Below are 12,895 nucleotides of genomic sequence, written 5' to 3' on the forward strand. Positions count from 1 at the left end.
CCTTCTCTCGGGATGCATTCAACTTGAATGCGTTCCATCTTTCTTAAGGAGAAAGACTATGTTTAATTCAACCACGCTGAGAAGCGTCATGTCCGTCGCTATTATCGCTGTCGTCATGGTCTGCACCATGCAGTCTGCCAACGCATGCGAGACAACCAAAGCCGCTTGCCCTGTCAAAGCGGTCAGGCCAGTTTGCAAACTTCTCAACGGCGTCAAGCACTTGTTCACGGTCCGCAAGGATACAAACAAAACTGAGCCCGTCGACAACGCAGACTACGTCACCGACGATGCGAGCGAACTGATCATTACTCCATAGTAGTAATGACCTAACAAGTACAGCGGGGGATTTGATTCGTCTTATCCCCCGCTTGTCCTTTCTGGCACTTCTACCGCTTTGACACACCAACCAACGGGTGAATAAAAATGTACGACCCTGCACTAAAACTCGACAATCTAAAGCGTCAATTCGGCAAACGGTTTGTCGAAGCGGCACTGCAATCACGCACATTTGTGCGCGCGCTTTACGAAATACGCACTAACGGAGTGAGAATTCGTCTCGTAGACGGACCTTGTCGTGCCTATTACGATCGCCGCACACGAACAATCTGTATCGGGCGCCACTGCCCCCGCACCTACAAAATAATCAGCGTCGTGCATGAATATGTTCACGCACTGGTTCGACCAACGACAGACCCCATTCCTGGCGAAACCGGACGACAAGAATTCATTGACCGCTGTCTCGACGAAGAAACCGAAGCCATAGCAACAGAAGTCCAATGCGTCAAGGACTTACTTGAAGCCGGCGCAAAACTCGATCCAAAGGATCTGGAATGGTTCAAACGATTCCAAAAGGGAGGACGAAAAGCAATTCGCCGCAAGCTTGAAACCACTGTCACATCAACAACTGGTGAAGACTATCCAACATATTACGGTGAGTGGTACGACGAAATCGTGCCTAAACATAAGCGCCTACCGTAACACAAAGTTTAGCCGCCCAACCTCAACACATCCCAGGAGCAACAACGATGGAAGCTAGAAAACCATTAACTGTAGAGATACTTCACGCAGAGGACAAAGACAAGGTCGAGCAAGCAAGAAAAGATCGCGATCCCCATAAGCGGTTTCGCCTTCAATTGCAACTCAAGCCTCACAAGTGGATCGACGAACTCAAACCTCCTATCGCTGGTCTCAGAGTGTCGTGCCAAAACGACCGCTATGCGCACGGGTATGGAACCCTCGCCACCCTCGAAGCTCTCGAGCAGTACACCGGCGACTATATCGAGTCCGTATGCATCACCGGCGTAATAACTTCCACTTTTCCACGTCAATAAAGGAAACATCCATGAATCTCAAGAAGAAAAGACGTCGCCATTTCAAAAATCCCATGGGTCGCATTTACGAAAAGTGTGCGGACATCGTCACTTCAAGCAGCAGATGCAGGCAGCAAGCGCTTGCCCTGCTTGATACTTTGACTCGCTTCGTCAAATTCCACAACTCTGCATTTGATCATCCACCATCAGCTTCGTTTCTGATGACCCACATAGAACAGACCAGAACTTCCATAGAGGAAAGGCTCGTCTTATTGTCATCAGTTGAGGAAATGACCAAAAAGTGCGCAGATGGCATCAAACACGGATACCTCGCATCATCCGACGTAAGCGCTCTGCAATCTGCAACCGATGAGTTGGCACACCAATTCATGATACTGTACCATCCTCTCGATTCAGTGTTGCATGAAGTAAGGTGCGAACTACCAAAAGCCCCAATCAAAGCATCGGGATCACTGCCTGGAATCGAGACAATTCAGTCGAGGTTCAACTTCTTCGGAAGAAAGGCCACAAGCATCTCGAGCGCACTATATGAAGTGTCTCTTGAGCTTGCTGAATTGCGCATAGCAACGCACAGAGACCCAAACGGCGCAGATGAAGCCTACGTACAACGCCGCCGCCGGCTCGCCGAGATAAAGCGATACGTAAAATCTGTGCTTCGACAATAAAAAGTTTAGCCGCCCAACCTACATGGAAGGGGGCCACGGTGACCCGGTTGTGGAATGGTTCCACGACCTACTCGGGCGCAATCAATTCTTAGATGCGCGCCCCTACTAGGAGAAATACCTATGTTTAATTCAACCACGCTGAGAAGCGTTATGTCCGTCGCTATTGTCGCTCTCGTTATGACCTGCACCATGCAGCCCACCAACGCTTGCGAGACCAGCAAAGCCGCTTGCCCTGTCAAAGCGGTAAGTCCACTCTGCAAACTGGTCAACGGCATCAAGCACCTGCTTAGCCGTGGAGGCAAGTCGCCCAACAGCGAGCCGTCGACAGATGACGGTTACATCCCTGATGCCGATTACTCTGACCTGCCGATTACCGGCGGTTAATTAGTCCGCAGGAAGAGCCAGTTGTGAACTGGCTCTTCCTTTAACTCTCTAGATCAACGTTTCAACCCCAACAATTCGGAGAACAACTAATGAGCAACGACATTATCGAGTTCAAGACAGTCAAAGGCACAAGAGTCAATATGAGCGACATGCTCACCAATTCGGAATATCGAGCGAGCGTAGTTAGCAAACGGCAAGAGAATGACGACGCCGACGTCGGTTTGAAAAAAGCCCTTAAACTATTGCGAAGGATTTTGCAAGCTGCAGAACCCAACTCTGCGACTGCCATTGAGATTTGCGACGAAATCGCGGTCTTGCTTATCAACAACAACACAGGCAGAAGCTTGCGCACCTCGCTTAGCTACCTAGAATCAGCTAACCGCATGGAAAAGGCGATCAATTCTCGCAGCGCTCTCATCTCGGCCCGCAAGGCACTCATCGGCGTGATCCTGGTAAGTCTGCCGCACTATACCAACGGCAAGGGCAACGTGCCTCTAGGACAAGCTCTTAAATCGAAAGCCGAAAAATCTTTCAAGAGCTGCGATATCAGCCAGATTGATCTCGCTCGTTTGATGAGGCTTTTAGCTTGCACCCAATTGCTAACCGACGATGAAGGCGATACCGGTCACTTTGGTTCAGCTGCCGATTCGCTACTCCGTCGCCCACACTGGTCAACCGCATCGATAACCAACATCGTGAACGGCGTCACCAATCCACACTATAAAGAATGGATGGGAGACTAGCAACAACAGTTTAGCCACCCAACCTCGCACGATTACGTCACCGACGACAACTACTTGCCGATTGGCAGCTAAGTCCAATCAGAAGAGCCAGTGCCAGTCGCTGGCTCTTCCTCTACACACTCAAGGAGGAAATATGTTAGCCCTAATAACACTTGTCGCCATGTCATCACTTTTGTCTGTCATTATCGGCGCAGAAATTGCCGAGGCAGCAACTATCTATACATGGGATGCTGCAACGCCAATAAAACAATACGCCGGAATCTCCTTCTATTTAGTAGGAGCATTGATGGTAATTAGCGGAGCGCTCACTCTAATTGCAGACGTCATTTTCGGAATTTGGACTGCAATACAACATATTCTATAAGATCAGCCATATAGCGATTGAGAATAGCTAACTCGTGGGTTAGCTGCTCTCAGTCGCATGCTCACAATACCTACAACACAGGAGACCATTACCATGAAAGTAGTTGAATTAGTGTCATTTGATGAATTGCGACGCCTTGACGTCATTATGAGCGAAAAGTTTTTGATTGGCATGGCCGGATCAGATTGGTGCAGCAAACCAGTTGTTGGCCGACCACCCGAATGGCGAGCAGGATCAACTTTAGTCGGTTTTAAAAAGATCGACATACGATGCTCAGCGTCACAAGATCGTGTCACAAGCAGCTATGTGGTCGAGGAACTCACTGCGACTGCAAATGGCAGTGATCCGTATTTCGGTGGCAATGGACATCTCAATGTCTATGCCAGACGACTTCGCCCGGATGGCAGCTACAATCCAGAAGGAGAGCTTATAACTTTCTGCATGAATGATGCCTTTGACCGGGGCACACCAGTCATCAGAGAAGTTAAACGAACCGGACGACTTGTGCCGCATTATAGCTTCGAATAGTCGCGCTCACAATCCACTACAAGGAGGAAACCATGACCACCGAACTAGAACAAAAAGACAAAACAATCGCATCGCTCCACGTAGAAATCGGCATCCACAAACGCACCCTCAACAAACAATGGGAACGCATCAAAATGCTTTGCTTTGCCGCCGGACATACGTTCGAGCGCGTAGGCGAGAGCGTTCGCTGCAAATCTTGCCCCGATACCCTCGGCTGGCACTGCAGCGCAAGCCCGATCACCGTCTGCCAATACAACGTAGACGAAGATCCCGCATGCGACTCCTGCGTCTGGTGCGGAGATCCTTCGGAGCGTAAGTAACACCAATCTCAACCAAAACAACACAATCAATCGGAGGTACATCAATGTCACTAATTGATACAGAAGCCTACATCCACGAATTGGAGCAAGAAGAACGAAGAGAAAAACAACGTCCTGTCATTACGGACATCATTGTTAGGGGATTGAAATCCAAATATCCCGGTCATGAAATTGGTCCGGCATTTGAAGAGAAGGATTCACGGGGTGTTATCTGGACACACATTCCAGTAGCAAAAGCCATCTACGAACAAGTGTACACAGAGATCGGATTTCATCCATTTCCTCGCTACACAATCGATGAACTCAAGGACGAAAGTCCGTCCGACTCAGAATGGCTCAAGCACATTCCAAATGACAGAATCGAAGCCGCAAAGAAAAACGCGGAAGAGAGAGTCGCAAGAAGACCCGCCGGAAAGCTGGAAGAAGTCGGAGACATCAGCGACCTCTTCGAAGACCGCCACTCTGACTAACTGACCCCAATCGCTCGACAGTACACATTCTTGTATTCAGTACTCAAACAACAAATGAAAATGAAGAGGTAACACCTATGTTAGAACTTTTATTGTGGATAGTCGCTTTTGTTGCAACTTCCTACGCGTATAGCTCTGCTGAGCGCTACGTGGAAGCGCGCCTAAAGTCTGGCAGCTATTCGAAACTATTTAGGATTGGCTCCTGCGTATGTATGCTTGCCCTATTTTCGCTACGCTTCCAGGTGATTTATACAGGGACGTTGAGCGCCCTGAACCTGGCAGGCATTCCCGTAACTCAAGAGGGAGTACGCCAATATTTCGCCAGTCATTCGGCGATAAGTATTATCATACCGATAGCAATATTGCTTTTCGTCTCAATCTACCGTGACATTAACACGCACTTCGATCGCTGCACAGCGCTCAGAAATTCAACAAAGCCTACCGACCCGCGCGATCTCACGATCAGCGGCTAGTCAGTTCACAAGGAAGAGCCAATACCTGGCTCTTCCTTCACTACACTTTTTTGTCATTCATTCTACTATTGTATGTAGCACACACAAAAGACAAAGTCACCAGCATTCGTTATAATCGACAATAATATATGCCTTCTACAAAAACAATACAGCTACTCCTGCCGGAATCATTGTTGCGCCAGATCGATAAAGAATGTGGTACTCGAAACAGATCTGCTTTTCTTTGTCGCATTGTTGAAGAGTGGTTCAGGAACAGGAAGATAAAGGAACTGGAGCAAAAGCAAATTGACGGATACAAAAATCATCCAATTCAGTCAGGCGAGTTTGCCCTTGGTGTTGAAGATCAATAGAACACACAAAGTCACTCATAGTGAGTCCACATTCGTAGAATTTTGACTACGCGTTCTTTCTTCAATATTTGATAGACAATTCGATGCTGAATATTAATTCGCCGCGAATAGGCACCTGCAAGATCACCTACCAACTTTTCAAATCTCGGCGGATTTGAGTATGGATCTTTAACAAGAATCGCCAACAATTCCTCAGCGTTTTTTCTCAAGCCCGCCTTAGATAGTTTCTTCGCATCTTTCTGCGCCTGTGGCGTGAAGTAGAGTTTCCAACTCACCACTTAGGCTCCGTAGAGCACTTATCCAACGGAAGTTTCATTCCTTCAAGGATTGTTTTACGCATTCCCGGAATAGATACAAGATGGAGGGTCTCTTGAATGGCATTCCAGTCTTCCTCACCAACAAGCACGGCATTGCCACGCTTGCCGCTGATTTTCATCTGCGTATGCGATTCAGCCACAACGTCAATTAGTTTATAAATATTGGCACGCGCCTTGCTGGCGCTAATTGATTCCACGCAGCATTACTCCAATAGTTGATACAATTCATCGTACGATATTGCGTACGCCACGTCAAGATTCCTATTAATACAATCTCCCGCTATAATGCTGCCCGGAGGAAGATCATGACGCGATTTTTGTTAAGGGTGGTGCTGGTTGCTTATGCGCTGGCATTTTTGATACCAACAGTTGCCGGCATTACATTCAAGGGCGATTGGCTTGCGGCATTTTCCAGCTCACTTGTATTCACAACGGTCTTTACCGCAATTGAATGGCTACTAGGTGTGTTGGTTTTTGGTATCAATGTAGGCACTCTTGGCATCGGTATGATCATTACCAGCGGTCTGAAATTCGTCGTAAATCTCCTTGCTCCGTCGGCAGCTTTGTATGGAACAGCTAAGCTAATGCCGCAATTTATCAGACTCGAAGACTTTACACCTAGCCTTTTTGCGGCTGGATTGCTCCTGGGCGGGCTTTTATTTGCCACAGCAAATGCCAAGAGCAAGAAATAGGGCGAAGCACGGGTACATCTAAATTATGAAATAGCAGGCATGACCTGGCGGTCATGACGCGGTCAGATAGAGTACCCATCGCATGAAGAAAAAGCCTCCAGCCGGTGCCACACTAATTGCCAGATTGCGCGAAGCACGCATAAAGCGCGACGAGCAAGTTGCCGAGCAAAAGGGAAAATCCGGCGCAGCAAAAACATCCAAAGTCGAAAAGCCGACACGCACGCGCGCAAACGCGTCGACAAAAGTTACCGTATCAGAAGACGCAACTTCCGATACTTTGCTAACAGTTGCAGATGCAACTCCGACTGGTACCTCGCTTGCAATTCCTGATCACACAGGAAAAAATGTCGACTTGTTCCATCGTGAAATTTCCATTGAAGACTTGCGTCCGGCAACTGACGACTACGAACTACTCACCGAAGAAATTCGATTAGCAGGACGATTCGCTGCAGTAGGACTTATTGCGCAAGGACTGCGTTTGTCACGACTCAAAGACGATGAGATTTACGTCGCGCACTACCAGACTTTTGAAGATTACTGTCGCAGCGAACACACAATGAGCGCGACTTACGCTTACAGACTAATTCGCATTGCAGAGATGGCGGAACGTCTTGCTGAAGAAGGCACCAAAATTACATCCGGTCGTATGCATGATGCAATGCCTGATCCGTTTGAAGTGATGCTTGGTTTAGGTCATCGTCATTTGTTGACGCTATTGCCGTTGGAGTTTTCCACAGCGGAAGATTTACTTGTGCATGGTGTTCCTGTAATTGATGAACACGGCAAAGCGCACGGACGCATTCCAATTGAGAAGGCAACCGAGCAACAAATTCGCAAAGCACTGAAATACATTATTCCAAAAACTCCAGCGGCGAAGAAAGCCGGCGGCAAGAAATCAACGGCACCGGCAGCGACCATACGCAACGTATCCGACCTCATCGACCTTATTAATGAATGGGCCACCTGGATTAAGAGCGGGCCGCCTGAAGAGGTAATAGCTGATAAAGTGGGTACAGGGCGCGATTTTAGCCGCCTGGCGCAGAAATTGCATACAGCCACCGAACGTTTAAGCAAAGCTCTGGAAGAGTCACCTTAATAGAACATGCGAGAACACCAGATTGTTATCACGCTAAAGCCTGACCAGTTTGCTCAAATCCAGCAAATGACCAAGGCTGCCGGAGCCAAGTCCATGGGTATTTTCGTGCGGAAAACTCTTTTGGCGGCACTCGAAATTGAAGGAGTAAAGCCTACGCTCGGCGCATCGCCAAATGCGCCAGTTGCTGATCCATCTTTATTAGTAGATTTGCAGCGCATGCACAATGACTTGAAAGAGCTTATTTCTGAATCGCTTCTGGCGGTGCGAGACGAATCGTTCGATCCTTTCTCAGACTTAGTTGCGGAACTGGGACTTGCCGAAGATTATTCCGAAGCAGAAGATGATGCGACTGTTGAAGAAGAAGAATTGCCGCTATCAAAAGAAGAACCTATTGCATCATCTATAAAGGTAAAAGACCCGCTGGCAGATTTGCTCGACGAAAAGCTGAAAACGCGCCTGGAGTCTTATCTCGAGCACAAGCGTACAGAGAGTAAGCGCGCGACTTCGTTTAATGTTGCCGATACCAGAAAAGAACCTGAAAGTCAGCCTATTTCACAATCAATTTCAGATCAAGATGAAACGCCGAAAAAAGAGGAAGAAAAACCCCTAAAACCCAGACCCAGTCTGCCTCGCACCATCCCGCCTGATCCTCTGCCGAGGGAAGATAAGACAGGTTTTTCCGAAAGATCGTCCCCTCTCAGTGGGAATCCTCCCCCAAAAAAGCCCAAACATTAAATCGAAAATGTTGTTGGGGGGTATATATAAGCGTAGGATGCTCAACGTTCACTTGAGACTTCCAACCAAAGAAGCTCTGACTGGCGCAACACTTTTAAAAAATCCAACAGTATAATTACAATCCAAATAGGAAGGGTACGAAAATGGCCGAATCATTTGAATCAATGGAAAAGAAAGCACTGACAGCAGTAGAACAAGCTGGCATGAGCAATCCTACTGAGAAAGAGCAATCTACGATTGGTCAGCATACCAAAAACATTCTTCAAAGCACGATTGCAGTAGCAACAGCATCTGCTGAACTACAAGCAAAGGTAGCTGCAAAAGAATTGACTCCTGAGGATTCGTCAAGTCAAATAGCTGCAATGATCGAAAAGCAAGTTGCTCCATACGCTGAGATCAAAGACAAGAAAGAATTGGCAATGCATATACAAGGCGCTCGCCAAGCTATCGAAGACATCAACAAAAGAGCAGAAGCTCTCAATACATAAACTGGTATCAAGTTACGTTAAAAGGCTCGCCTAACGGCGAGCTTTTTTGCTTTATAAAGGGCGCATGCAATGCGCCCCTACAATGAGCATGAAAACGTGCGGGATGCTCGACACATAACAATTCTGGTTCTGCGTACGCGTGCATTGCATGTCCAAAATTACAAGCTTGGTCCTATGTAGGGGCGCATTGCATGCGCCCGAACAACTACTCCGTCCTCACTAGTAAAATCACGCTGTCCACTCCCCACAATTCCACGTATCATGTACCCGCACTCTACGCTGGTACAGGTATGCCCATCGACTCAGCCGCAATAAGAAATTCCGTCGAGCAGAAACGTCACAAGAAGACGAATGATCCAACATTTGTCGTTCGTTCATATTGCCCAATTTACTTGCTTGCCAAAGACATGACGACAGCAGCTGAAACAGGCGACACCGTACACCCAATCCGCGTATTTAAAATCGCCAGCGACGAAGAATTCAAAGCATTCCAACACGTCATCATTCCAGCATTCCGAGAACTCGACTGGGACGAATATGACGTGCGTCAAGCTGAACGCCAATTCATCGAATCAGCCAACTTCGAGTTGAAGCCTGAGGATCACACCTTGTTGATGTCCTACTACCGAGGCGAAGTGGCTCACGAAGTTATCGCACCATTGTTAGAAAACATGAGCGAATCTGACGCCGAAAAGATAATGGTGCCCTATCGCAAAAAGGCGTGCCGTGTTTTTGTCGCTAAAAATATCGAAGGCGGCTCCGACTGGCTAGTTGAGAAAATGCCGGAAGGAAGTGTTCACCAGAATGTGGCACAAAACGACTATCGCTCAATTGAACGCAAGTACAAATCCATTCCGGATCAGATAATTGAGCATACAGTATTCAAAGATCTTCTTTCTCATCTCATTCACATGACGAAAGAATCAAGACCGGATGCAAAATCCATGCACATCACTGCATGGATGATGTCGTGTTATACATGGACAAACGGCCCGACGACCAATTCCCCCGAAGGCATTCACCAGGACGGCGCCAACTTCATTGTTTCGGCCTATGTGATTGAACGCACCAACGTCGTTGGCGGAGCCAGCCGCATATTCCACGCCGGCAACATGAAACAACCAATCATGAAATTCCTCTTGAGCCCAGGCGAAGGACTTTTCCAAGCCGATGCCACGTCCCCACTTTGGCACGACGTCACACACATCGAGATAGCAGACGAACGTCAACCCTTCGGCGTCCGCAGCCTAATCGGCTTCGACGTGTATGTGAACGGGTAACACCACACATAGCGCGCCTAGCAGAGGATCGCTTGAAAACCGTGAGTCCTCTCATAAAACGGGGTCAAATACGTCCCGAAATGCTTACTTTAAAAATCTTGAATTAGGTTTCCAAGCCCCACTTTGTGTAGGTTTAGGGCATCAATTTCAATTTCAAATAAACCTAGATCAAAACAACCGCTAAACAAACAACCAAAGCAATTACCGATATTTTCAGTCAGCATTTCCGCTGACAAATATCTTCCTCGCCGTCGACACATAAACTCACCGAGGCAAAAAGCATGTTTACCAAATTCCCCGTAACAACGCATGCGGCGTTGTTCTCTCTCGTGTTCGTCTTCTCACTTTGCGCCGGACTCTTTTGGCTGGATCACTTTGTTCAACCAACACAATCCGGCACAGTCAAGCCGACTTACAAGCGCACGCCTAATCCACCAACTCTGACATGGAAGAAATGTACGCCTGATATCGGCTATATTCGCGCCGCCACATTCGCTGATTATGACTCAGTGTGGAAGACGCGTGATGCTTACAATGACTTAAAGGACTGCAAAGCAATCGTCTTCGACGTGCGCGAATGCGATGGCGGATCATTTCCCGCCACGCTTTCCATGATCGAACTTGCTTCCGATTGGGGCACCGAATGCTCATTTGAAGCATTCATTGCCCAGGAAAATAAACGCATTCGCAAAGAGTATCGCCTTAACGGCGGCTCACGTGAAGTTAATTCCTATGGACCAGGCGAGCCAGCCGGTCCGCAATATGAGAGCCGTGAATTCAACTACGCAGGCAGTCGCCTGATGGTTGTGCTCGGCAATGATGACACTGAAGGTGGAGCGGAAATTTTTCTTGTCTCACTCAAGGAAAATGGTCGCGCCAAATTCATCGGCGAAACCACACGAGGAAATGCGTGGGAAAGAATCGTCGTGAAAAATAAAAACGGGCAAGAGTACTACATCGATGATGCGTACATCTACAGCCCAAATGGCCGTCCGATGTGTTATGGGCGGGGCAGTGGCGTAACCACAGAGCCTGACAAAGGTTTCGAAGTCAAAGCAGACAAAGACATTGTCTTTGGTAGCGACAACGACAATCAGTTGAAGTTCGCGGTCGATTATTTGACCAACGAACTTGCGAAGAAACCGAAAAAGAAATAGTCATCACCACACATAACGAAAGAGGCGCGCCGCAAGGTAGCGCCTCTTTTTTTCCAGCCTACTGCTGGGAGGTACACGTATGTCTACTCGTAAAAACAAAACCCTCGTCAACAGCCTGGTTCTAACCGGCATGACCGCATTTTTCGCGGCACTTGTAGTTATCGCCTTTTCAATAAGACCAATGTTTTCACTCACCGAAGGACCGGAGTCCTTCGAGACAAAAAACGCCGGCTTGAGTCTCTATCATGAGGTTTGGAAAAAGACTCAAGACAACCTTGTATTCACTGACAGACTAAAAGACTGGTCCAAGTGGGAGCACAAGTTCGACGACAGAATCAATTCCAAAGTTGACGGCATCAAATACGCTCAAAAAATGACGGAGTCTTTGGAAGATCCGTACACCAGAGTGCTCGACGAAAAAGAAACCCAGGACGAAGCCAACAGCATGCAAGGCAAATTCCTCGGCGTCGGAATTCAATTCAACGCTGCTCAAAACGAGAAAGGCGAAGTGATTCAAAACAAAGATAAGGAATCGATGCCGAATATCGACAGCAAAAGTCATCCGGTTGTATTTCGAGTCTTTAAGGACACACCCGCATTTGCCGCCGGAATCAAGAGTGGGGACTCTGTTGTAAGCGTAAATGGCAAATCCACCGTTGGATTCAGCCAGAAACAGTTAGTGGATAACATTCGAGGTCCGGAAAACACCTATGTCACGCTTGAACTTCAACGCGGAGACAAAGTGCTTGCTGTGAAAGTTCAACGCAGAAAGTTTGATATTCCATCCGTGGAATACCACACGCTGCCAGACAATTTGGGATATCTCAAAATCAACTCGTTTATCTCGGCAAGCGTCGGCAATGAATGTCTCAAAGCACTCAAAGCTATGAAGAACTGTCGAGGTATCGTCCTCGATCTGAGAGACAACCCCGGTGGTCAGGTCTCGAGCGCCAAAGATGTCATGGCATTGTTCGAAGATGGTGGTGTACTGATGCGTATCCGTGAGCGCCAAGGCGGCTTCACATCCGAAGGAGCACTCACGATAGACAACTCCATGCCGCACATCGCCTCAAACACTCCACTTGTTGTTCTGGTTAACGGTAATTCGGCCAGTGCTGCAGAAATTGTTTCTGGGGCATTGCACGACAACCGCCACGTCAAACTGGTCGGCACGAAGACTTTCGGCAAAGGGTTGATGCAAGGTGTCTTCCCGTTGAAATCTGCCAAGGATGTCCTTTTGCATGTGACAATTGCTCAGTGGCTAACTCCCAATGGCGTCTGTCCTGGTTCCGGTCGGACCAAGATAGAGGAACCAAGTGGATTACCTGCCGACGTTACTTGCGAGCCGGGTCCGAAGTTTGAATATGACTCGCCCAAGGACAATCAACTTCATCGCGCTATTGAAGTGTTGAAAGAAGAGATGTCCAAGAAATAAGCGTAGTTTGTAGGGGCGCATTGCATGCGCCCTTCTTTTTCCTTCGTGCCTACACAAACTAGATGTC

The 12,895-nt window shown here is 47.9% G+C and carries 19 protein-coding genes; 17 read left to right on the forward strand and 2 right to left on the reverse strand.

Annotation, left to right across the window (positions count from 1 at the left end):
- Nucleotides 1-58 precede the first annotated feature (58 nt).
- From K2Y22_14490 to K2Y22_14535, 10 genes are all read left to right on the forward strand, one after another.
- A complete protein-coding gene (locus K2Y22_14490) occupies nt 59-316 on the forward strand; it encodes a hypothetical protein (protein ID MBX9879663.1) in 258 nt (85 codons plus the stop codon).
- 107 nt (nt 317-423) lie between these two features.
- Nucleotides 424-978, forward strand: a complete 555-nt coding sequence (locus tag K2Y22_14495) for a hypothetical protein (GenBank protein MBX9879664.1) — start codon at nt 424-426, stop codon at nt 976-978.
- Nucleotides 979-1,025: 47 nt separating this feature from the next.
- The gene (locus tag K2Y22_14500; protein ID MBX9879665.1) at nt 1,026-1,331 is read left to right on the forward strand and encodes a hypothetical protein; all 306 of its coding nucleotides are present in this window, start codon (nt 1,026-1,028) and stop codon (nt 1,329-1,331) included.
- Nucleotides 1,332-1,342: 11 nt separating this feature from the next.
- Nucleotides 1,343-1,996, forward strand: coding sequence for a hypothetical protein (locus K2Y22_14505; GenBank protein MBX9879666.1), 654 nt, complete (start codon nt 1,343-1,345; stop codon nt 1,994-1,996).
- Nucleotides 1,997-2,116: 120 nt separating this feature from the next.
- Nucleotides 2,117-2,380, forward strand: a complete 264-nt coding sequence (locus K2Y22_14510; protein MBX9879667.1) for a hypothetical protein — start codon at nt 2,117-2,119, stop codon at nt 2,378-2,380.
- Between the two features lie 89 nt (nt 2,381-2,469).
- Entirely contained in the window at nt 2,470-3,123 is a 654-nt protein-coding gene (locus K2Y22_14515; GenBank protein ID MBX9879668.1) for a hypothetical protein, read from the forward strand.
- A gap of 133 nt (nt 3,124-3,256) precedes the next feature.
- Complete coding sequence (locus tag K2Y22_14520; protein ID MBX9879669.1) at nt 3,257-3,487, forward strand: hypothetical protein; 231 nt, start codon at nt 3,257-3,259, stop codon at nt 3,485-3,487.
- Between the two features lie 93 nt (nt 3,488-3,580).
- A complete protein-coding gene (locus tag K2Y22_14525) occupies nt 3,581-4,015 on the forward strand; it encodes a hypothetical protein (GenBank protein ID MBX9879670.1) in 435 nt (144 codons plus the stop codon).
- Nucleotides 4,016-4,047: 32 nt separating this feature from the next.
- Entirely contained in the window at nt 4,048-4,335 is a 288-nt protein-coding gene (locus K2Y22_14530; GenBank protein ID MBX9879671.1) for a hypothetical protein, read from the forward strand.
- A 44-nt stretch (nt 4,336-4,379) separates the two neighbouring features.
- Nucleotides 4,380-4,805 (forward strand): hypothetical protein, encoded by a 426-nt coding sequence (locus tag K2Y22_14535; protein MBX9879672.1) that lies wholly within the window; start codon nt 4,380-4,382, stop codon nt 4,803-4,805.
- 834 nt (nt 4,806-5,639) lie between these two features.
- Here the strand turns inward: K2Y22_14535 and K2Y22_14540 are convergent.
- A complete protein-coding gene (locus tag K2Y22_14540; protein ID MBX9879673.1) occupies nt 5,640-5,906 on the reverse strand; it encodes a Txe/YoeB family addiction module toxin in 267 nt (88 codons plus the stop codon).
- Nucleotides 5,900-6,142: a type II toxin-antitoxin system Phd/YefM family antitoxin gene (locus K2Y22_14545; protein MBX9879674.1), complete on the reverse strand. Its 243-nt coding sequence runs from the start codon at nt 6,140-6,142 to the stop codon at nt 5,900-5,902. The genes K2Y22_14540 and K2Y22_14545 overlap by 7 nt, the downstream gene beginning before the upstream one ends.
- Nucleotides 6,143-6,250: 108 nt before the next feature.
- Between K2Y22_14545 and K2Y22_14550 the strand changes: the two genes are divergently transcribed.
- The 7 genes from K2Y22_14550 to K2Y22_14580 all read left to right on the forward strand — a co-directional run bounded on the left by K2Y22_14550 (nt 6,251) and on the right by K2Y22_14580 (nt 12,828).
- Entirely contained in the window at nt 6,251-6,637 is a 387-nt protein-coding gene (locus K2Y22_14550) for a hypothetical protein (protein ID MBX9879675.1), read from the forward strand.
- 82 nt (nt 6,638-6,719) lie between these two features.
- Nucleotides 6,720-7,733 (forward strand): hypothetical protein, encoded by a 1,014-nt coding sequence (locus K2Y22_14555; GenBank protein MBX9879676.1) that lies wholly within the window; start codon nt 6,720-6,722, stop codon nt 7,731-7,733.
- Between the two features lie 93 nt (nt 7,734-7,826).
- The gene (locus K2Y22_14560) at nt 7,827-8,468 is read left to right on the forward strand and encodes a hypothetical protein (protein ID MBX9879677.1); all 642 of its coding nucleotides are present in this window, start codon (nt 7,827-7,829) and stop codon (nt 8,466-8,468) included.
- Nucleotides 8,469-8,611: 143 nt separating this feature from the next.
- Complete coding sequence (locus K2Y22_14565; protein MBX9879678.1) at nt 8,612-8,956, forward strand: hypothetical protein; 345 nt, start codon at nt 8,612-8,614, stop codon at nt 8,954-8,956.
- Nucleotides 8,957-9,147: 191 nt separating this feature from the next.
- Nucleotides 9,148-10,236, forward strand: a complete 1,089-nt coding sequence (locus K2Y22_14570; protein MBX9879679.1) for a 2OG-Fe dioxygenase family protein — start codon at nt 9,148-9,150, stop codon at nt 10,234-10,236.
- Between the two features lie 281 nt (nt 10,237-10,517).
- Nucleotides 10,518-11,393 carry a hypothetical protein gene (locus tag K2Y22_14575; protein MBX9879680.1) on the forward strand — a complete coding sequence of 292 codons (876 nt, stop codon included), beginning with the start codon at nt 10,518-10,520 and terminating at the stop codon, nt 11,391-11,393.
- Nucleotides 11,394-11,472: 79 nt separating this feature from the next.
- The gene (locus K2Y22_14580; GenBank protein MBX9879681.1) at nt 11,473-12,828 is read left to right on the forward strand and encodes a PDZ domain-containing protein; all 1,356 of its coding nucleotides are present in this window, start codon (nt 11,473-11,475) and stop codon (nt 12,826-12,828) included.
- Nucleotides 12,829-12,895 lie beyond the last annotated feature (67 nt).

This window comes from Candidatus Obscuribacterales bacterium (assembly GCA_019744775.1).
Classification (GTDB): domain Bacteria; phylum Cyanobacteriota; class Vampirovibrionia; order Obscuribacterales; family Obscuribacteraceae; genus SBAT01.

Excerpts from the sequence above, each read along its gene's own strand:
- K2Y22_14490 (MBX9879663.1), top strand. The coding sequence starts at position 59 with ATGTTTAATTCAACCACGCTGAGAAGCGTCATGTCCGTCGCTATTATC.
- K2Y22_14495 (MBX9879664.1), top strand. The coding sequence starts at position 424 with ATGTACGACCCTGCACTAAAACTCGACAATCTAAAGCGTCAATTCGGC.
- K2Y22_14500 (MBX9879665.1), top strand. The coding sequence starts at position 1,026 with ATGGAAGCTAGAAAACCATTAACTGTAGAGATACTTCACGCAGAGGAC.
- K2Y22_14505 (MBX9879666.1), top strand. The coding sequence starts at position 1,343 with ATGAATCTCAAGAAGAAAAGACGTCGCCATTTCAAAAATCCCATGGGT.
- K2Y22_14510 (MBX9879667.1), top strand. The coding sequence starts at position 2,117 with ATGTTTAATTCAACCACGCTGAGAAGCGTTATGTCCGTCGCTATTGTC.
- K2Y22_14515 (MBX9879668.1), top strand. The coding sequence starts at position 2,470 with ATGAGCAACGACATTATCGAGTTCAAGACAGTCAAAGGCACAAGAGTC.
- K2Y22_14520 (MBX9879669.1), top strand. The coding sequence starts at position 3,257 with ATGTTAGCCCTAATAACACTTGTCGCCATGTCATCACTTTTGTCTGTC.
- K2Y22_14525 (MBX9879670.1), top strand. The coding sequence starts at position 3,581 with ATGAAAGTAGTTGAATTAGTGTCATTTGATGAATTGCGACGCCTTGAC.
- K2Y22_14530 (MBX9879671.1), top strand. The coding sequence starts at position 4,048 with ATGACCACCGAACTAGAACAAAAAGACAAAACAATCGCATCGCTCCAC.
- K2Y22_14535 (MBX9879672.1), top strand. The coding sequence starts at position 4,380 with ATGTCACTAATTGATACAGAAGCCTACATCCACGAATTGGAGCAAGAA.
- K2Y22_14550 (MBX9879675.1), top strand. The coding sequence starts at position 6,251 with ATGACGCGATTTTTGTTAAGGGTGGTGCTGGTTGCTTATGCGCTGGCA.
- K2Y22_14555 (MBX9879676.1), top strand. The coding sequence starts at position 6,720 with ATGAAGAAAAAGCCTCCAGCCGGTGCCACACTAATTGCCAGATTGCGC.
- K2Y22_14560 (MBX9879677.1), top strand. The coding sequence starts at position 7,827 with ATGGGTATTTTCGTGCGGAAAACTCTTTTGGCGGCACTCGAAATTGAA.
- K2Y22_14565 (MBX9879678.1), top strand. The coding sequence starts at position 8,612 with ATGGCCGAATCATTTGAATCAATGGAAAAGAAAGCACTGACAGCAGTA.
- K2Y22_14570 (MBX9879679.1), top strand. The coding sequence starts at position 9,148 with ATGCGCCCGAACAACTACTCCGTCCTCACTAGTAAAATCACGCTGTCC.
- K2Y22_14575 (MBX9879680.1), top strand. The coding sequence starts at position 10,518 with ATGTTTACCAAATTCCCCGTAACAACGCATGCGGCGTTGTTCTCTCTC.
- K2Y22_14580 (MBX9879681.1), top strand. The coding sequence starts at position 11,473 with ATGTCTACTCGTAAAAACAAAACCCTCGTCAACAGCCTGGTTCTAACC.